General features: G+C 41.9%; 20 protein-coding genes and 2 tRNA genes. 13 read left to right on the plus strand and 9 right to left on the minus strand.

Annotated elements, in window-relative coordinates; genetic code table 11:
* The first annotated feature begins 41 nt into the window (after window positions 1–41).
* The 7 genes from FFF34_006075 (at window position 42) to FFF34_006105 (ending at window position 3,596) form a co-directional block, all read left to right on the plus strand.
* On the plus strand, window positions 42–524 hold the full coding sequence (locus tag FFF34_006075) for a regulatory protein RecX (protein ID TSD66966.1): 483 nt from the start codon (window positions 42–44) through the stop codon (window positions 522–524).
* Between the two features lie 111 nt (window positions 525–635).
* Window positions 636–711: transfer RNA gene (locus FFF34_006080), tRNA-Gly, on the plus strand.
* A 46-nt stretch (window positions 712–757) separates the two neighbouring features.
* A tRNA-Leu gene (locus tag FFF34_006085) sits at window positions 758–845 on the plus strand.
* Window positions 846–938: 93 nt separating this feature from the next.
* A complete protein-coding gene (locus tag FFF34_006090; protein TSD66967.1) occupies window positions 939–1,163 on the plus strand; it encodes an addiction module component CHP02574 family protein in 225 nt (74 codons plus the stop codon).
* Between the two features lie 4 nt (window positions 1,164–1,167).
* Window positions 1,168–1,479: a plasmid stabilization system gene (locus FFF34_006095; GenBank protein TSD66968.1), complete on the plus strand. Its 312-nt coding sequence runs from the start codon at window positions 1,168–1,170 to the stop codon at window positions 1,477–1,479.
* A gap of 308 nt (window positions 1,480–1,787) precedes the next feature.
* Window positions 1,788–2,522: an AAA family ATPase gene (locus tag FFF34_006100; protein TSD66969.1), complete on the plus strand. Its 735-nt coding sequence runs from the start codon at window positions 1,788–1,790 to the stop codon at window positions 2,520–2,522.
* 144 nt (window positions 2,523–2,666) lie between these two features.
* Window positions 2,667–3,596, plus strand: coding sequence for a manganese catalase family protein (locus tag FFF34_006105; GenBank protein ID TSD66970.1), 930 nt, complete (start codon window positions 2,667–2,669; stop codon window positions 3,594–3,596).
* 60 nt (window positions 3,597–3,656) lie between these two features.
* Here FFF34_006105 and FFF34_006110 read toward each other — a convergent pair whose 3' ends face one another.
* Window positions 3,657–4,235: a hypothetical protein gene (locus tag FFF34_006110; GenBank protein TSD67973.1), complete on the minus strand. Its 579-nt coding sequence runs from the start codon at window positions 4,233–4,235 to the stop codon at window positions 3,657–3,659.
* A gap of 214 nt (window positions 4,236–4,449) precedes the next feature.
* On the opposite strand from FFF34_006110, the gene FFF34_006115 reads away from it, so the two are divergent.
* The 4 genes from FFF34_006115 (at window position 4,450) to FFF34_006130 (ending at window position 7,684) form a co-directional block, all read left to right on the plus strand.
* Window positions 4,450–4,977 (plus strand): peptidylprolyl isomerase, encoded by a 528-nt coding sequence (locus FFF34_006115; GenBank protein ID TSD67974.1) that lies wholly within the window; start codon window positions 4,450–4,452, stop codon window positions 4,975–4,977.
* Between the two features lie 95 nt (window positions 4,978–5,072).
* Complete coding sequence (locus FFF34_006120; GenBank protein TSD66971.1) at window positions 5,073–5,246, plus strand: DUF3606 domain-containing protein; 174 nt, start codon at window positions 5,073–5,075, stop codon at window positions 5,244–5,246.
* A gap of 56 nt (window positions 5,247–5,302) precedes the next feature.
* Complete coding sequence (gene xth / locus FFF34_006125; protein TSD66972.1) at window positions 5,303–6,085, plus strand: exodeoxyribonuclease III; 783 nt, start codon at window positions 5,303–5,305, stop codon at window positions 6,083–6,085.
* A 102-nt stretch (window positions 6,086–6,187) separates the two neighbouring features.
* Complete coding sequence (locus FFF34_006130) at window positions 6,188–7,684, plus strand: PAS domain-containing sensor histidine kinase (GenBank protein TSD66973.1); 1,497 nt, start codon at window positions 6,188–6,190, stop codon at window positions 7,682–7,684.
* Window positions 7,685–7,704: 20 nt separating this feature from the next.
* Here FFF34_006130 and FFF34_006135 read toward each other — a convergent pair whose 3' ends face one another.
* The 5 genes from FFF34_006135 to FFF34_006155 form a co-directional block, all read right to left on the minus strand.
* On the minus strand, window positions 7,705–8,295 hold the full coding sequence (locus FFF34_006135; GenBank protein ID TSD66974.1) for a dihydrofolate reductase: 591 nt from the start codon (window positions 8,293–8,295) through the stop codon (window positions 7,705–7,707).
* A 249-nt stretch (window positions 8,296–8,544) separates the two neighbouring features.
* Complete coding sequence (locus FFF34_006140) at window positions 8,545–9,705, minus strand: sorbosone dehydrogenase family protein (GenBank protein TSD66975.1); 1,161 nt, start codon at window positions 9,703–9,705, stop codon at window positions 8,545–8,547.
* Between the two features lie 18 nt (window positions 9,706–9,723).
* The gene (locus FFF34_006145; protein TSD66976.1) at window positions 9,724–10,524 is read right to left on the minus strand and encodes an ATP/GTP-binding protein; all 801 of its coding nucleotides are present in this window, start codon (window positions 10,522–10,524) and stop codon (window positions 9,724–9,726) included.
* A gap of 18 nt (window positions 10,525–10,542) precedes the next feature.
* On the minus strand, window positions 10,543–11,031 hold the full coding sequence (locus FFF34_006150) for a nuclear transport factor 2 family protein (protein TSD66977.1): 489 nt from the start codon (window positions 11,029–11,031) through the stop codon (window positions 10,543–10,545).
* A gap of 15 nt (window positions 11,032–11,046) precedes the next feature.
* The gene (locus FFF34_006155; GenBank protein TSD66978.1) at window positions 11,047–11,898 is read right to left on the minus strand and encodes an aldo/keto reductase; all 852 of its coding nucleotides are present in this window, start codon (window positions 11,896–11,898) and stop codon (window positions 11,047–11,049) included.
* Window positions 11,899–12,051: 153 nt separating this feature from the next.
* On the opposite strand from FFF34_006155, the gene FFF34_006160 reads away from it, so the two are divergent.
* Window positions 12,052–12,948 carry a helix-turn-helix transcriptional regulator gene (locus tag FFF34_006160; protein ID TSD66979.1) on the plus strand — a complete coding sequence of 299 codons (897 nt, stop codon included), beginning with the start codon at window positions 12,052–12,054 and terminating at the stop codon, window positions 12,946–12,948.
* Between the two features lie 7 nt (window positions 12,949–12,955).
* Here the strand turns inward: FFF34_006160 and FFF34_006165 are convergent, their stop codons facing one another.
* A complete protein-coding gene (locus FFF34_006165; GenBank protein TSD66980.1) occupies window positions 12,956–13,936 on the minus strand; it encodes a helix-turn-helix domain-containing protein in 981 nt (326 codons plus the stop codon).
* Window positions 13,937–14,054: 118 nt separating this feature from the next.
* On the opposite strand from FFF34_006165, the gene FFF34_006170 reads away from it, so the two are divergent.
* Window positions 14,055–14,525, plus strand: coding sequence for an SRPBCC domain-containing protein (locus FFF34_006170; protein TSD66981.1), 471 nt, complete (start codon window positions 14,055–14,057; stop codon window positions 14,523–14,525).
* A 256-nt stretch (window positions 14,526–14,781) separates the two neighbouring features.
* Here FFF34_006170 and FFF34_006175 read toward each other — a convergent pair whose 3' ends face one another.
* A complete protein-coding gene (locus FFF34_006175) occupies window positions 14,782–15,423 on the minus strand; it encodes a class I SAM-dependent methyltransferase (protein ID TSD66982.1) in 642 nt (213 codons plus the stop codon).
* 7 nt (window positions 15,424–15,430) lie between these two features.
* Window positions 15,431–16,669, minus strand: a complete 1,239-nt coding sequence (locus tag FFF34_006180; protein TSD66983.1) for a glycosyltransferase — start codon at window positions 16,667–16,669, stop codon at window positions 15,431–15,433.
* Window positions 16,670–16,785 lie beyond the last annotated feature (116 nt).

Here is a 16,785-nt window from a genome sequence, read left to right on the forward strand (position 1 = left end):
TATTTATACGAATAGAAGAATTTTAGCGAATTTTGGTTTTAATGGATAGCCCCAAAGCAAAAAAAATAACCGATGAAAAGGCCGCATTAGCCAAAGCCGAAAATTATTGCGCCTACCAGGAACGATCGCAGCAGGAAGTACGCAATAAATTATACGAATGGGGGCTATGGACGGCAGCTGTAGAAAACATTATAAGCAGGTTAATAGAAGATAACTTTTTAAACGAAGAACGCTTTGCCAAAGCCTACACCAAAGGCAAATTTAACCAAAAGCAATGGGGCAAAATTAAAATTAAGATGGGCCTTAAGCTAAAAAACGTATCGCCGGTACTGATAAAAAAGGCATTGTTAACCATCGATGAAGACGATTACCGCCTGACCCTGCAAAAGGTAATAGCTAAAAAGGCTGCTACCCTACCGGAAAAAGATACCTATAAACGCCGTTATAAACTACAACAGTACGCTTTAAGCCGCGGATACGAAACCGACCTTACCGCTGACCTTTTGAAAAACAGCGACTTATAAAAAAGTTTAAAAAAGTTTGATCTTTTCCTTGCAGAATATGCTTTTCTGCCTATATTTGCACTCCGCAAGGCAAAGAGGTAACAACCTTAGCAGCCAAACGGAATACCAAACGCGAAAGTAGCTCAGTTGGTAGAGCACGACCTTGCCAAGGTCGGGGTCGCGAGTTCGAATCTCGTCTTTCGCTCAAATCCCTTCCTTACCGAAGGGATTTATTGTTAAAAGGTTAATCGCCTGCTCAGATGGTGGAACTGGTAGACACGCAGGACTTAAAATCCTGTTCCCGTTAAAGGAGTGCGGGTTCGATTCCCGCTCTGAGTACAAAGCCCGATACATGCCCGTGTCGGGCTTTTTTGTTTAAAGTCCTTTCCTACCTCCCTCTTTGATAATTTATATTAATTAGTTAAATTTGATTATATGAGCATTCAATATCTTTCTGACGAAAAAGGGCAGGTTACCGCAGTGCAATTACCTATTGAAGAATGGGAATTGATAAAGATCAAGTATCCTGATGTAGATCATTTAGATGCTAAACTTCCACAATGGCATAAAGACCTTATAGATGCCCGATTGGATGCTATAGAGAAAAACCCACAACTTATCAGGCCAATTTCGGAATTATTGGATGAATTGGATAAGTAATTAAATGGCTTTCACTATACATTATCTTGATGTTGTTAAAACCGACATCAAGGAAGCAAAAGTGTGGTATAAAAATCAGAAAGTCGGCTTAGACAAATATTTTGCTCTTGAAGTTAAAAAATGCATCTTCCGTTTACAGAAAAATCCATTGGGATATGAAGTTAAATATAAAAATGTAAGAACAGCTTTTACAGAAGTTTTTCCGTATGCCGTACATTTCTACATTGATGAGGATGCACAACATGTAGTAATTATTGCGATTATCCATCAACGCAGAAATCCATCATTACCTTATAACAGAAGCGATGAAATGTGACTCAAATGGTAAATCCTGTTCCCATTAAAGGAGTGCGGGTTCGATTCCCGCTCTGAGTACAAAGCCCGATATATGCCCGTGTCGGGCTTTTTTGTTTAAAGCTTTTCCCCATCTTTGATAGTTTATATTAATTAGTAAATCCTATTTAACCACAGAGCGCACTGAGAAGACACAAAGAGCGCAGCTAAAACATAGTGAATTACACCTCTGTGTTCCTCTGCGCTTCCTCAGTGAACTTTGTGTTAAAAACAACCACATTATATAAAACACGATAAGAATTGTAGTTTTGTTATAACAAGCTATATCACATGCCATTTTTATCCGGTATATCCCTCCCACCGCTACAGCATGCCGGTTATTTGGAAAATATCCCCAGCCTAAAGAATGGCTTGCGCCTAAACCTGAAACAGAATGTAACCTTTTTTGTGGGCGAGAACGGTTCGGGCAAATCTACCCTGCTGGAAGGTATTGCAGAGCAATGTGGTTTTAGCCTAAGGGGCGGTAACCGCAATCATAACCATAATACCGGCTATCGGTTTGAAGGCTACGAATCGGCACTGGCACAAATTTTAAGTTTAGCCTGGACACCGCGCCGCATTAGCGAGGGCTTTTTTATGCGCGCCGAAAGCTTTTTTAACTTCGCCTCGTATATTGATGAATTAGCCAGGGATGATAACCGGATATTAAAAGCATATGGCGGCCGGTCGTTACATGAGCAGTCGCATGGCGAGTCGTTTTTATCTTTGTTCAATAATCAGTTCGAAGCCGGTATTTACATACTTGATGAGCCCGAAGCTGCGCTTTCTCCGGCCCGGATAATGGCCTTTATGGCTGTTATACACCAACTTGATAAAAGCGGCAGGGCTCAGTTTTTAATAGCTACCCATTCGCCCATGCTTATTTGCTACCCCGGTGCTGCTATTTACCAGTTTGATGACACAGGCGTAAATGAAACTACATATGAGAATACCGAACATTTCTCGCTCACAAAATCATTTTTAAACAACCCATCGCTTTACCTTAGGCACTTAATGGATGAATAACAGCAGCTATAATCTTTAAAAAAAAAAGCTATAGTATTCGTTATGATTAATTACAACAGTATAAATTATCTTTTTAAATAAATATTTTAATTTAAAACATATATTAGTACGATTGATTATTTATATATACCAACCACTAAAAATATGTTTCACCACGTAAAAGACCTCCAGTTTAATGCAAGGGTTTCTAAACCCGATCCGCGTTTCGCTAATTTGTTATTAGAACAGTTTGGCGGCGAAAACGGCGAGCTTGCTGCTGCAATGCAATATTTCACGCAGGCTTTTGGCGCAAAAGTGCCCCATCCCGACAAATACGATATGTTGATGGACATAGCTACCGAAGAGTTTAGTCACCTGGAAATTGTTGGCGCTACCATACAAATGCTTTTAACGGGTGTAAACGGCGAACTGAAAGACGCTGCAGACAATTCGGAAATAATGCAGGTGATGAACGGCACCGAAGCCAAGGAAAATATTATACACGCAGCCCTAACAGCCAACCCTCAGTTCCCTATTATTACGGGTGGCGGGCCGACACCGCGCAATAGCCAGGGTATACCATGGTGTGCATCTTATATTAATTCAAATGGCGATTTAACGGTAGATCTGCGCAGCAACCTGGCATCAGAATCGAGAGCTAAATTGGTATATGAGCACCTGATGAAATTTACCGACGACCCTTATGTACAGGAAACACTATCGTTTTTAATGACAAGGGAGGTTACGCACTATAAAATGTTTGAGGCTGCCTTAGATAGCATACAGCCAAACTTCCCTCCTGCTGTTTTAGCTGCCGACCCGCGCTATTTGCAGCAAGCATACAACATGTCTGACGGTACAACAGTACGCGGCCCGTGGAATGAAGGCGAAATTAAAGGCATGGGTAAAAGCTTTGTATATGTAGAAAACCCGGTAACCTACGTACGCGAAAGCGAGGGTTTAACCAAACAACCCAAGGAAATGAATGCAGAACTAAAAGCTACCGAAAAACTTAACAAAGAAATGAGCGCCGAAAAAAGTGAAGAAGTAAAAAAGGCCGACCCTAAAGGCGTGGCTCAGTGGAGCACTTATTAGAACAAATTAAGTGTTAACTGTTTAAAAAGCCTGATACAAAAGTATCGGGCTTTTTTATTGCTAATCGTTCAGGCCTTTTCCATCCATAATTTGCGGCATATACTTTTCTACACGTGCCTGGCGGGTTTTGGCTTGCTTGGGTGCGCCAAAATGTAGCAAATAGGCCCGCTGTCTGCCAGGTGTTAAAGCTTCAAACGCTGCTTTTAAGGCAGGGATATGATCTAACTGATACTGAAATTCATCTGGAACGGTAAATTCAGTAGTTTTTTTCAACTCTACTTTTAAGCCAGCCTCTTCTACCGCAATGGCTTGCCTGATGATGGCTTTTATATCGGCTTCCTTGTCTACTATATCCATTAAACCGGTAAACCTTATTTGGCGGGCAGCCTGTACATTTGGCGTTTGTTGTACCAAAACTCCACTGGGGTCGTTTAACAAAACGCCTTTAAAAAACAGCAGCGCGCAATATTCATTAAAAGTATGTATCAGCACAATGTTATTGCCATTACGGGTATAACAAGGGCAGCCCCACTTCAATTCTTCGTTCAAGCCGCTATCAAGGGTTATTTGGCGCAACTGTAGTATCTCCTGCTGCCATTTTTTGGCTTTGGTAAAAAAGAAATCAACTTCCGGGTTCATCATCAAAATTTATAAAATTATACCTTTAAAGTACCTACTAGCTCTGCTTGCTGCTGTGGCTGCAATTGCTTTTCCATGCTGATTTGTTATTGATAGGCTGCACTAAAATAGCAGGAATAAATAAATTAAGCTTAATAAAATAGTAACTTACTGCCTGATACCCATTAATTATATGAAAAAAATCATCATCCTATATATAGCCATAGTATTACCAATGTTTACGTTTGCGCAAGCGCCTGTACACTGCCTTATTAAAACTTCATTAGGCGATATAACTATTGAGCTTTACCCTGATAAAGCCCCGGCAACTGTAGCTAACTTTTTAAAATATGTTGATAAGAAACTTTACAATGGCAGCAGCTTTTTCAGGGTGTGCACCCCTGCTAACGAAGCCACACGGAAGGTAAAGATACAGGTAATACAAGGCGGTAATGTGCCCGACAGCCTAAGTATGGATAGTATAAAAATAGAAACCACCAAAACAACCGGTCTGTTACATCAGGATGGCACCCTATCTATGGCGCGCATGGGCCCAAACAGCGCCACCAGTCAATTTTTTATATGCATCGGCGATCAGCCTGCATTAGATTATGGTGGTGCCCGCAACCCGGATGGGCAAGGCTTTGCCGCGTTTGGTAAAGTAACAGCAGGTATGGCTGTGGTTAAACAAATACAAGCACAAAAAGACGACGCGCAATACCTTATTAAACCTATTGTAATTTACAGCATAAGCAGGGAATAGGAAATTACGGTACAGTATTGATCGTCATAAATCCAATAGTAAAACCCTTTTTTAATTTGGCTGTTGTAGTTAAATAATTTACTAATAAATAAAATATGGCAACCAGAGGAGCAAAAGTGGAGAGGCATTCCATATCGGAACAACCACATGAATTAAATTACGAAGCACGGAAAGAAGGCACAACCGCCAAAAAGGTTGAAGACGCAAAAAAATCGACCGGCTCTAATCAACGCGGTAAAGTTGAGAGCAAACTTAACGGTAAAAAATAAGCCGTACCGACCTTAAAAATAAAAGCCCCTACAAGGGGCTTTGTTATATTTAGCCCATGAAAATTGCCACCTATAATGTTAACGGTATAAACGGACGATTAGAAATACTACTGCGCTGGTTAAACGAAACGCAGCCCGATATTGTATGCCTGCAGGAACTAAAAGCCGAAGACCACAAATTCCCCCAAGAAGCTATAGCAAATGCCGGCTATAACGCGATATGGCATGGCCAAAAAAGCTGGAACGGTGTTGCCATCCTCTCAAAAACCGAGATAAAGGAGTTGCGAAAAGATCTGCCGGGCGAAGATGATGAATTTACTCACAGCCGTTATATCGAAGCTTTTATAAATGGCATGGTAATAGGTTGTATTTACCTGCCTAATGGCAACCCCTACCCCGGCCCCAAGTTTGACTACAAACTGCGCTGGTTTAACAGGCTGACCACACATGCCAAAGACCTGGTTGACCGCGACCTGCCGGTATTACTTATTGGTGACTATAATGTGATGCCTACAGAGATGGATACCTATAAACCGGAGAAATACCTGAATGATGCATTATTTAGGGTAGAAACACGAGAGGCATATAAAAACCTGGTAGACCAGGGCTGGACCGACGCCATTAGAAAGCTTTATCCAAACGAACAGATATATACATTTTGGGACTACTTTCGCAATGCTTATGGCCGCAATGCGGGCATGAGGATAGACCACTTTTTGTTAAATAAAAAAGTTGCCCCCCGCTTGCTAAGCGCTACGGTTGATAAACATGTACGCGGCTGGCAAGGTACCAGCGACCATGCACCCGTTTGGATAGAACTTGAAAATGACGGCCAATAAAAAACAGCCTTAACCAACTGATACCTACAGCTTACTTATCTTATCTACTAATACATTTATTTTACTTTACAACAAAATGGAATATTAATAGTTAATTTGTTTATGCATAAAGATGGACTGAACCAATCGCGATTATTGGCAGACAGCCTTAGCCTATCCGAGCAAAAGCAAGCGGTGCTTGCCGCGATAATTGCCGCATCCGACGATACGATAATCAGCAAAACGTTACAGGGCATTATCACCAGCTGGAACCCGGCGGCCGAGCGCATGTTTGGATATAGCGAGAGTGAAACTATAGGTAAGCACATATCCATTATCATCCCGCCTGAGCGGATTGATGAAGAGGCTTACATTATAGGGCAAATAACCCAGGGCAAACGTGTGGAGCGTTTTGAAACCATACGCGTGGCGCGCGACGGTAGCCTTATCCCTATATCTTTATCGGTATCACCTATAAAAGACAGCAATGGTAATGTGGTAGGTGCATCAAAAATAGCCCGCGATATAAGAGACCGGCATACCGCCTACGAAAAGCAATCGATACTGGCGGCCATTGTTGCCAGTTCAGACGATCCCATTATCAGCAAAACGCTTCAGGGTATTATCACCAGCTGGAACCCCGCAGCCGAAAGGATGTTTGGTTATACCGAAGCTGAAGCAATAGGCAAACATATTTCGCTTATCATCCCGCCCGACAGATTAGGCGAAGAAGAGGTGATCATCAGCAATATTGCCGGTGGTAATAAAATAGACCATTTTGAAACTAAGCGCCGAACCAAAAACGGCGTTGATATTGCCCTGTCTGTAACCGTATCGCCCGTTACCGATTGGTCGGGCAATATTATTGGTGCCTCTAAGATCATACGCGATATAAGCGAACGGTTAAATGCCCAGGAAGAAAAGGCACGACTGTATGAGCAGGTAAAAATATTGAACGACAAAAAAGACGAGTTTATAGGGTTGGCCAGCCACGAATTAAAAACCCCTTTAACCAGCATAAGCGGTTATCTGCAAATATTAAGTGGTATTATAACTGATGAAAAGGCCCGCTCGTTTGTGGATAAAACAAGGCAGCAGGTAAAAAAACTTGGCGCGCTGGTGTCCGACTTGCTCGATATATCTAAAATTGAGGCAGGCAAACTGGCCCTGTCTGTAGAAACGTTTAACATAAGGCAGGTGCTTGACGACGCTATAGAGCTACTATCAAACGGCAACAACAAGTACCAAATACAGCTGAATACCAATATAACATCACTAAAGGTAATTGGCGACCCTAACCGCATAGAGCAGGTAATTATTAACCTGCTTACCAACGCCATACGTTACTCGCCGGGTAGTAACAATATACTGGTATACCTTACCGCCGAAGCTAATGAGGTAAAGATAGGCGTACAGGATTTTGGTGTTGGTATTGAACCAAGTAAACTGGGCGAAATATTTTCGCGTTTTTACCGTGTTGATGACGCCAACCCTAATATATCCGGCCTGGGTATAGGGCTATACCTGTCGCATGAGATAGTGACACGGCACAACGGCCGCATATGGGCCGAAAGCCAGCCCGGCGTTGGCAGCACCTTTTGGTTTACCTTACCATTATAACCCAAACCAGGCGGCGTTACTTAACTTTGCAGCGGCCCAATAAATTTGTAGGTATTTATAAACACGCCCGTTGGTGTGGTTTTGGTACCTGTAAAGGCCAGTTGGCAGGGGTTGCCATCAACCGGGAAGAAACGCTTGCCCTGGCCAAGTAACACGGGGTATATAAATAGCACCACCTCGTCCGCCAGTCCGTTTTCGAGCAACACCGGCGTTAGGGTCGAGCTGCCCCAAAGTATCAGGTCGGGGCCATCTGTTAATTTTAGGGCGCGTATACCTGCTACAATATCTGTCCCCAGGTGCTGTACGGGTCCCCAGCTAAGGCTATCGGGCCGGTGGGTGGCAATGTACTTTGTAGCACCATTAATACCGTTTGATAAAGGGCTGGCTGCCGCGTGTGGCCAATAGCCGCTCCAAATATCGTAGGTATGGCGGCCAAGCAACAGATCGAAACTGCTGCCATGTGCTTCCAACACTGCTTCGTATGCGGCAGGGCTGCCGAATGCTGTCGTCCATCCGCCATAAGCAAAGTCATGTGCGTCTTCCTCGCGCCCACCCGGCGACTGGATGACACCATCCAGCGATATGTGTTCGATGATCTTTATCTTTCTCATGTTGTTGGTATTGGTTTAATTGATACTCCAAAGATAAAACAGGCAATACACTTGCAAAGGGTGCAATACCGCCATTATAAGGGCAATATGCGACAAATAGATGTATAGATCAGGTAGGAATTAATATAAGATTTTGCTTGAGGGGCGAGGGAATAGCCAATACATACAATTAGCAAGTATGCGATGTCGGATTTAAACCCGAATTAGTAATGGTGCAGCTTTTATTGCTGCACCATTACTTTTGGTTTACTATTTTTTATAAGATATCCTGTAAATAACACCGGCCATGTCATCTGAAACCAGCATAGAGCCATCAGTGAGTACAAGCACATCTACCGGCCTGCCCCAAACTCCTTGGGTAGTATCATCCATCCAGCCGCTTGCAAATGTTTCGTATCCGGCGGCTTTACCATCTTTTACCTTAACCAGGCTTACCCTGTAACCGTTTTTCTTACTGCGGTTCCACGAGCCATGTTCCGCAATAAATATCTGATCCTTATATACCGCGGGGAACATGTCACCTGTATAGAATTTAAGGCCAAGCGGTGCTACGTGAGCGCCAAGGTTTTGCGCGGGGGCAGTAAATTCTGATGCCTGATGCGTACCGCCAAATTCAGGGTCCTTAATTGTACCACTATGAAAGTAAGGATATCCAAAGTTCATACCTGCCTTTGGTGCAGTATTCAATTCACAAAATGGAACGTCATCGCCAAGCATGTCGCGGCCATTATCGGTAAACCACATCTCTTTTGTGGTGGGGCTCCAGGTAAAACCAACGGTATTACGCACGCCACTGGCGAATTTCTCAATCCCGGTTCCATCGTCGTTCATTCTAAATATAGCCGCATGGCGGTCGTCTGGCATACCAATATTAAAGGGAGCGCCTACAGGTACATAAAGTTTACCATCAGGGCCAAATGCAATATATTTCCAACCGTGCGCCCACTCGGTAGGGAATTTATCGTAGATAACCTCGCCCTTACCCGGCGCCGCCAGGTTTTTTTCGATATCAACAAATTTGGTAACCTTGCTTATCTCGGCAACATATAACGCGCCGTTTTTAAGAGCTACACCATTAGGGTTGTTCATACCTGTGGCAATCTCCCATTTTTTATCTGCTACATTGTCTCCGTCGGCATCTTTTACGGCATAAACTTTACCGCCTCTTTGGGTGCCAACAAAAAGCGTCCCCGATGGCGACATTACCATAGATCGTGCGCCTGCAACCTCGGCATACACGCTGATAGAAAAACCAGCGGGCATTTTTATTTTATCAAGCGGTAAAGCAGCGCTTGCATGGGTAATGGCAGCAACCGAACCGTCGTTAATTTTTATTGTTGGCGAAGTTGTATTAACAAGTAAAACCAAACCGGTTAAACCAGCTGCAAAGGGTATAATTATTTTATTCATGTGGAGTTGATTTAAATACTATTTAACATTATAGGCAATGATGCGATTAGTACTAAAAGAGGGAACGTAAAGGGTTTTTGTTTTGCCATCGTAACTAATATCGTTTGCCATTATACGGTTAGCTCGGCTATCAAGTAGTACCTGTTTTGTTCCATCTGCATTAACATAGTATAAAATGCCCGTATAATTACTCAATATAAATTCCCTATCTGATAACATTACAATACCATCAAGCCCATTTTCAAAACCGTCGGCTATTTTGGTAACCTCTTTATTGGCATTCACTTTTTCGAAAATAGCAGATCCCACTACGTATAGGTCGGTATTTGCAATAAACAAGCCATTTGCTCCGGGGATGTTTTCAAGGTAAACAGTTGGTTTATCATTTTCAATACGGTGTACTTTTCCTGTTCGTGTATCGCTTACATAAATTACACCCTTTGAATCTATCGCCAAGTCATTCAGCATTCCTGCACCCTCAATAGGTATACGTTTTATAACCGTACCCTTACTATCAATTACAGCAACAGCCGAGGTTTCGGCTGTATAAAACATCCCGTTAAAAAATGCCGACCCTTTGTTAGATTTCAAACCGGTTGCCCAGTCAGCCTTGATCACTTTTCCTTTTAGATCAAGCCTGACAACAGCGCCCGAGCCCATACTGGAAACATAAAGTGAGTTTGACTTTGCATCAAATAGTGCCGACTCCGGCCCTTTTATGGTTACCGAATCCGACTCCCATAATTTTTCAAGGTTATGCTGTGCGAAGGATGTTGCGCATAGCAGCGTAATAACAATTAACAACAATAACTTTTTCATAATAAAGCATTTAGGTTATTACTTCTGATTATTCATCTTAACAGGCCTAAGCAGCGTCGAAAAAGTAAGCGAGCCCATTTTCCATTTGCCGTTTTCTTTAAGGTAAACTTCGGTTACCATAAAAGCGTGGGTTACTTCGTTATTACCCACTACTGCCAACAGGTCAATATCATTTAACAGGATGGCAGTGTTACCAAAAATATTTACCGATGCACCGTATACTTCGGCCTTTTTATACCATATAAAGCCGCCTTTTATGGTATTCAGTTCCTGGGTTTTGCCCCAACTGCCACCCATATGTACAAACACGCATTTCTCGGCAAATAAGCCGGTCAGCGCATCTACGTTTTTGTCGGCCATCCACTGCCATTTGGTTTTTGATAGCTCAAGCAGTTCCTGTTCATCTTTATTTGTGCTTGTTGTGGCGGTACCGGGTAAATTGGCCTGGCCAAAGGATAGTTGTACACCTGCAATACACAGGAACAACGCGATAATGGTAATTCTCATAATTTTGGTTTATATTTAATTATTTAGTTTTCTTTCACCCAACCAACGCACCATCTTAGGGTCGCGGTGGTCAAAAAAGCTGCTGGCATTGGTATCAAGTGTTTTAATAGCTTCCATATCATGCGCAGTTAATTCAAAGTCGAGGCTGTTCAAGTTCTCGGCCATACGTTCCTTGCGTACAGATTTAGGAATGGCTATAACGCCCCGCTGTGTTAACCAACGTAAAACCACCTGAGCAATTGACTTATTGTGCTTATCCCCTATGGACTTTAATACCTCATTCTTAAAAAGGTCATTCTTACCTTCGGCGAATGGCCCCCACGATTCTATCTGTACATTATTATCCATCATAAACTGCTGCGCAGCATATTGTTGATGGAATGGATGCGTCTCTACCTGGTTAACAGCCGGTACCACCTCGTTATGTATGATTAGGTCTATCAATCTATCGGGATGGAAATTACTTACACCTATCGCCTTAACTCTCCCTTCTTTGTAAAGCTCTTCCATTGCCCGCCATTCGCCATACACATCGCCAAATGGTTGATGTATCAGGTACAGGTCCAGATAATCAAGCTGTAGCTTTTTTAAGGACTTTTCGAAGGCTTTCTTCGCACCCTCATACCCCTTAGATTGTATCCAAAGTTTTGTGGTAATAAATAAATCCTCACGGGGAACACCGCATTGTTTAATGGCCTTGCCAACCGCCTCTTCATTCATATAAGATTGCGCCGTATCTATCAGGCGATAGCCGGTTTCAATAGCTTCTGCAACACTCCGCTCACACTCGGCCAGGTCGGTAACCTGGAACACACCAAACCCTAATATGGGCATATCTACACCGTTATTTAATTTTACTGTTTGCATAATCTTTTTCACTCAACATTACAAAGGTCGTACCTATAATTGGTATACTAATGATACATATTACGGCAACATATACCATTTTTACTGATTTTAACTATCATATTTATAAAGCATTAAATATTAAAGTAGCTTTGAATACTAAAACAACAGGCTATGGATACCATTAGGCGTTTTAACACTATCGGCGAATACAACGCGTTTAATAACAACGAAACCAAACACCCATTGATTAGCGTGGTAGACCTGTCAAAGGCAGCCCCGCGGCAGGGCTCAAAAATGTATTTTGGCTTTTATATTGTTTTTTTAAAAGATGTGATATGCGGCGACCTTACTTACGGCCGTAATACTTATGATTACCAGGAAGGCACTTTAGTATTTATGGCACCGGGCCAGGTAGCGGGTGTAAATAGTAATGGCGAGTATTACCAACCCAAAGGACATGTGCTTGCATTTGATGCAGATTTAATACATGGTAGCTCGCTTGGTAAGCATATTCAGGATTATAATTTTTTTGGTTACCAATCTAACGAAGCGTTGCATTTATCCGAAAAAGAAAAAAGTATTGTTTTAGATTGTTTTTCGAAAATAGACTATGAACTTGAGCGTGGTGTTGACAAGCACAGTAAACGGTTGATCGTATCTAACATCAGCTTGTTTTTAGACTACTGCGTGCGTTTTTACGACAGACAATTCATTACCCGTGACCATGTTTACCAGGGTGTAATAGAAAAATTTGAAAAACTGCTTAACGACTACTTCGTATCCGAAAAGCCCCAAACCATAGGCTTACCATCCGTTGCCTATTGTGCCGATAACTTAAATTTATCGCCTAACTACTTTGGCGACCTTGTAAAAAAAGAAACAGGCAAAACCGCGCAGGAATATATACAGGCCAAACTGATTGATATAGCCAAAGAAAAGGTATTTGATGGCAGTAAAAGCATTAACCAGGTGGCCTACGAATTGGGCTTTAAATATCCTCAACATTTTGCCAGGGTATTTAAAAAACGAGTAGGCCATAGCCCACTAGATTATCGTAATCTTAATTAGCCACCACCTACCCTACCACCTCTTTATTATACTTGCTCTTATACTCCAGCGGCGACATGCCGGTGATTTTGCGGAACACCTCGCGAAAGGCTTTTACATCCTGGTAGCCCACCTCATACATTACCTCGTTGATGGTTTTGCGGTTGCTTTCAAAGGCGCGCTTGGCGGTCTCTATCTTTACGCGCTGCAAATACTCAACCGGGGTATTACCGGTTGCCTTTATAAAACGCCTGTCGAAATTGCGGCGGCCTATGGCAAACCTGGCCGATAGGTGCTCTACCGATAGCTTATCGCTAAAGTTGGTTTCGATATAGGTTTGCGCTTGTTTAACCATTTCGTCGTGATGCTGCTTTTGCCCTTTAAATATAATAAAGGCGCTCTGGCTTTGGCGGTCCATCTCTATCTGAAAAACCTTGGCGCAGTAAATGGCCGTATCGCGGTCAAACTTCTTTTCTATAAGGTAAATAAGCAGGTTTAAGAAAGAATAAGCACCGCCATTTGTATAGATGCCATTCTCGTCGGTGATCAGCTTATCGGCCTGCAATTGCACCTTAGGGAACATAGTACGAAAGTCGTCGGTAGCTATCCAATGTGTAGAGCAGCTTTTTCCATCCAGCAGCCCTGTAGCAGCCAGCAAAAAGCCCCCTGTACAAACGCTGGCCACTTCGGCCCCGTTCTTATACTGCGCGGCTATCCAGTCTATCATTTCTTGGTTATCTTCTATCGCGCTTTGGTAGTTATGGTTGAGTGATGGGATCAGGAGCAGGTCAGTTTTTTTGATATCGGTTATATGGGTGTGCGGCTTTACGGCAAACAGGCCATCGTAATATTCCACCTTGTCGCTTACGCCGGCTACCTGTATGTTATACAAACTGCGGTTGCCTTTTTGCTGCCAGTATTGGTTGGCCCGCATCAGTATTTTATAACTGCCTACAATGCTGCTTAAGTTGTTTTGCCCAAGGGGCGCCAGTATGGTGATATGCTTCATGGTAGTAAAGATACGTAAACATGAATGTCTAAATCAACCCACCATAATGTCTATTTGGCACCCCACATATTAATGATATTGGCGATACATTTGTTGTATCAACGTACGCATATATACCATGAACGATCAGAATTTCAGCCTCACTTTTTTGGTAGACCAAAGCCCTGAGCAGGTATTTGACGCCATTAACAATGTACAAACCTGGTGGTCGGAAGATTTTAGCGGCAGCTCACAAAACCAGGGCGACGAGTTTGCGGTACGCTTTGCCGATGTGCATTACTCCAAACACAAAATAACCCAACTGGTGCCTAACCAAAAAGTGGTATGGCTAACACTTGATAGCCACCTAAGCTTCCTGAACGACAAAAAGGAATGGAACGGCACTACCTGTGTATTCGACATTGCAACAGAAGGCGATAAAACCAGGCTCACCTTTAGCCATTTAGGCCTGACACCAAAAATACAATGCTTTAAAGATTGCTCGAACGGGTGGACACACTATTTGCAGCTGAGCCTGCTGCCTTTTATTACTACCGGTAAGGCCAACCCCAATGTGCTTGCAAAAGCGATAGCTGATAAACAAACCTAAGCTACCCCGGATGATAGTTTTAATAACCTGATTCAAAGATGCACGGCCCCCCCAACTAATTAACGATATCCGAAAAAAGGCAGTTGCAATCACCGGTTTTTTGCGCGAAACGCTTATCCAAAATTCCGTTTGACGCTTTTTTCGCTTGTTTATATGCCAAATAATGTTATCTTAGTTAATAACCTCAAACGAAAATAAACGAATAAAAACGAATTATACGCAAAAATATGGAATGGTTTATAGGGAGACCTGTAAACTATAGTGTGATTGTTTTAATAGTCCAGCTTAAGCCCTTATCATTTGTAACCACCTCCGAGTTTAGCACCTTAAAGTTCTTATCTATATCTTTCCAGATAAGGTTTACCTTTCCATTATCGTGCTGATACATAGATATAATGATAACACCCCCTTCGGACAAATTGTCGTTACATGCCTTTAAAAGGGTTTTTATAGGCTTAACGAAATAATTGAGCACCTCGTTAAAAACAATAATATTAAATTCCCCTTCAACCTTTTCAAAATCGTAATCAACTACTTTAAACGCTGCTTCCGGGTGGTTTACTGTTGCTTTCTCTATAGCTACGTCTGATATATCAATACCAAGATAGCCAAAGCCAGGCTTTAATAGCTTGGTAAAATACTTATATAACACTCCATGGCCGCAACCTATGTCTAATATCACAGGTGCGCCTCCGTAGCTATTAACCTGGTTTATAGTAGCTTTGTAATGTTCTTTTTCATCCTCTGAAGCAAGATACTCCCATTCGTTATTTTCATACTCTTTATCCCAAACGGCCTTTCCTACTCTGTAACCAAAACCAAAGCGATATAATATGGTAGAATAAAACACCTTATAAATATTTAATTTTATAATTGAGTTCAAGTAGTTTTTTTTCATCAGGAGTTTAATTTGATTGTATGACTTTTTTATAAATTTCTAATAATTCAGCGGTTATTTTAGCCGGATTGTGCCTTAAAAGCGCTTTTTGTCTTGAACTTTTGCCATATGCAATTGCCTGTGCATAATTATCTCTTAGTTCTATAATTGTGCCTGCCAATGAGTAAGGGTCACCATCCTGAATTAGGAGGCCGTCCTTTTTATCCTTTAATAAGGTATTTGTACCTCCTGCATTAGTTGCAATGCAGGGTAAGCCTAATATTTGCGCCTCGCATAAACTGTTGGGGCTATTCTCAATATGCGAGCAGGCTATGTAAATATGTGCATTTAATAGCGATTGTGCAAGAGCCTTCTCATTTAAACCACCTAAAAACTTAATATTGGGCGATATTGGAGTTTTTATACATCGCGAGGCAATATGTACAAGTTCATCACTTTTACTTAGGCCCGCTATCTGCCATTGGTAGTTAACGCCTATTTTGTCCAGGAGCGCGGCGCAATATAGCACAGTTTCTATCCCTTTATAAAGATCGGCACCTGTGGTAGTAAACAGTGTCAGACAGCCAGATAATGTGTTATTCCATGCATGTTTATAAAACGATTCGCGCAGCACTTCATCGTTATGGTAATAAATGGCATTGGGCGACAACACTGTAGTTACTCTTCTGTCCCAATCGGTGCGGCCTATAATATGACCCGATAGTTTAAAAATCTCTTTTTCGCGCTGTGCCATGCCAGCAAAGCGCTTATATATATTATTAAAACCGCGCTGATATAAAAAACTTTTAAATGCCGAATTGCGCAAAACGTCCCAATAAGATATTTTGGAATAGTATTTATACCTGTATACAGTAATAATACCCTGTATAGATACTACCGTTGGAATTTGAGTGTATTTTTGAATTAGACCGAAGGGGCTTTCTGTACCGTGTATATGAATGATATCTGGCTTAACCTGCTCTATTATAGTTAAAAATACCTGCTGATCTGCTTCCGGTTCAATGGCGTTAAGCATCCGCTCTTTAGCTTTCAATATTTTGCCGCTGCGATACCTATTAACCGGGAAATACCGGGTTGTCCCCAAGGTAAAGGGCTCTACATTAGTATCAAGGTAAAAAACAATAGATAGTTGGACACTGTCCTGTATGTTTTTTTGAAGTGCTTTTATCCATCCAATGCCTTTATTGTTATCATTGAGATGTACATCTCCTAAACCTGGAGAAAGGGAAAACCAAAGTACTTTCAAGTTTAATTTTTAGTTTTTTATATAAATATTAGCACAAAACTACAAATTGTTTTAAACTATATCTGTTGCGTTTTTCTCCTAAAACTAATTATAACTTAATGATTAAACAAGTACTT

The sequence above is a fragment of the Inquilinus sp. KBS0705 genome (genome assembly GCA_005938025.2).
Taxonomy (GTDB): Bacteria; Bacteroidota; Bacteroidia; order Sphingobacteriales; family Sphingobacteriaceae; genus Mucilaginibacter.

What these genes read in the sequence shown, in the direction of transcription:
- FFF34_006130 (TSD66973.1), top strand. Translation starts at nt 6,188, where the DNA reads ATGCATAAAGATGGACTGAACCAATCGCGATTATTGGCAGACAGCCTT.
- FFF34_006095 (TSD66968.1), top strand. Translation starts at nt 1,168, where the DNA reads ATGGCTTTCACTATACATTATCTTGATGTTGTTAAAACCGACATCAAG.
- xth (TSD66972.1), top strand. Translation starts at nt 5,303, where the DNA reads ATGAAAATTGCCACCTATAATGTTAACGGTATAAACGGACGATTAGAA.
- FFF34_006160 (TSD66979.1), top strand. Translation starts at nt 12,052, where the DNA reads ATGGATACCATTAGGCGTTTTAACACTATCGGCGAATACAACGCGTTT.
- FFF34_006120 (TSD66971.1), top strand. Translation starts at nt 5,073, where the DNA reads ATGGCAACCAGAGGAGCAAAAGTGGAGAGGCATTCCATATCGGAACAA.
- FFF34_006100 (TSD66969.1), top strand. Translation starts at nt 1,788, where the DNA reads ATGCCATTTTTATCCGGTATATCCCTCCCACCGCTACAGCATGCCGGT.
- FFF34_006170 (TSD66981.1), top strand. Translation starts at nt 14,055, where the DNA reads ATGAACGATCAGAATTTCAGCCTCACTTTTTTGGTAGACCAAAGCCCT.
- FFF34_006175 (TSD66982.1), bottom strand. Translation starts at nt 15,423, where the DNA reads ATGAAAAAAAACTACTTGAACTCAATTATAAAATTAAATATTTATAAG.
- FFF34_006115 (TSD67974.1), top strand. Translation starts at nt 4,450, where the DNA reads ATGTTTACGTTTGCGCAAGCGCCTGTACACTGCCTTATTAAAACTTCA.
- FFF34_006075 (TSD66966.1), top strand. Translation starts at nt 42, where the DNA reads ATGGATAGCCCCAAAGCAAAAAAAATAACCGATGAAAAGGCCGCATTA.
- FFF34_006145 (TSD66976.1), bottom strand. Translation starts at nt 10,524, where the DNA reads ATGAAAAAGTTATTGTTGTTAATTGTTATTACGCTGCTATGCGCAACA.
- FFF34_006140 (TSD66975.1), bottom strand. Translation starts at nt 9,705, where the DNA reads ATGAATAAAATAATTATACCCTTTGCAGCTGGTTTAACCGGTTTGGTT.
- FFF34_006135 (TSD66974.1), bottom strand. Translation starts at nt 8,295, where the DNA reads ATGAGAAAGATAAAGATCATCGAACACATATCGCTGGATGGTGTCATC.
- FFF34_006165 (TSD66980.1), bottom strand. Translation starts at nt 13,936, where the DNA reads ATGAAGCATATCACCATACTGGCGCCCCTTGGGCAAAACAACTTAAGC.
- FFF34_006105 (TSD66970.1), top strand. Translation starts at nt 2,667, where the DNA reads ATGTTTCACCACGTAAAAGACCTCCAGTTTAATGCAAGGGTTTCTAAA.
- FFF34_006150 (TSD66977.1), bottom strand. Translation starts at nt 11,031, where the DNA reads ATGAGAATTACCATTATCGCGTTGTTCCTGTGTATTGCAGGTGTACAA.
- FFF34_006090 (TSD66967.1), top strand. Translation starts at nt 939, where the DNA reads ATGAGCATTCAATATCTTTCTGACGAAAAAGGGCAGGTTACCGCAGTG.
- FFF34_006155 (TSD66978.1), bottom strand. Translation starts at nt 11,898, where the DNA reads ATGCAAACAGTAAAATTAAATAACGGTGTAGATATGCCCATATTAGGG.
- FFF34_006110 (TSD67973.1), bottom strand. Translation starts at nt 4,235, where the DNA reads ATGAACCCGGAAGTTGATTTCTTTTTTACCAAAGCCAAAAAATGGCAG.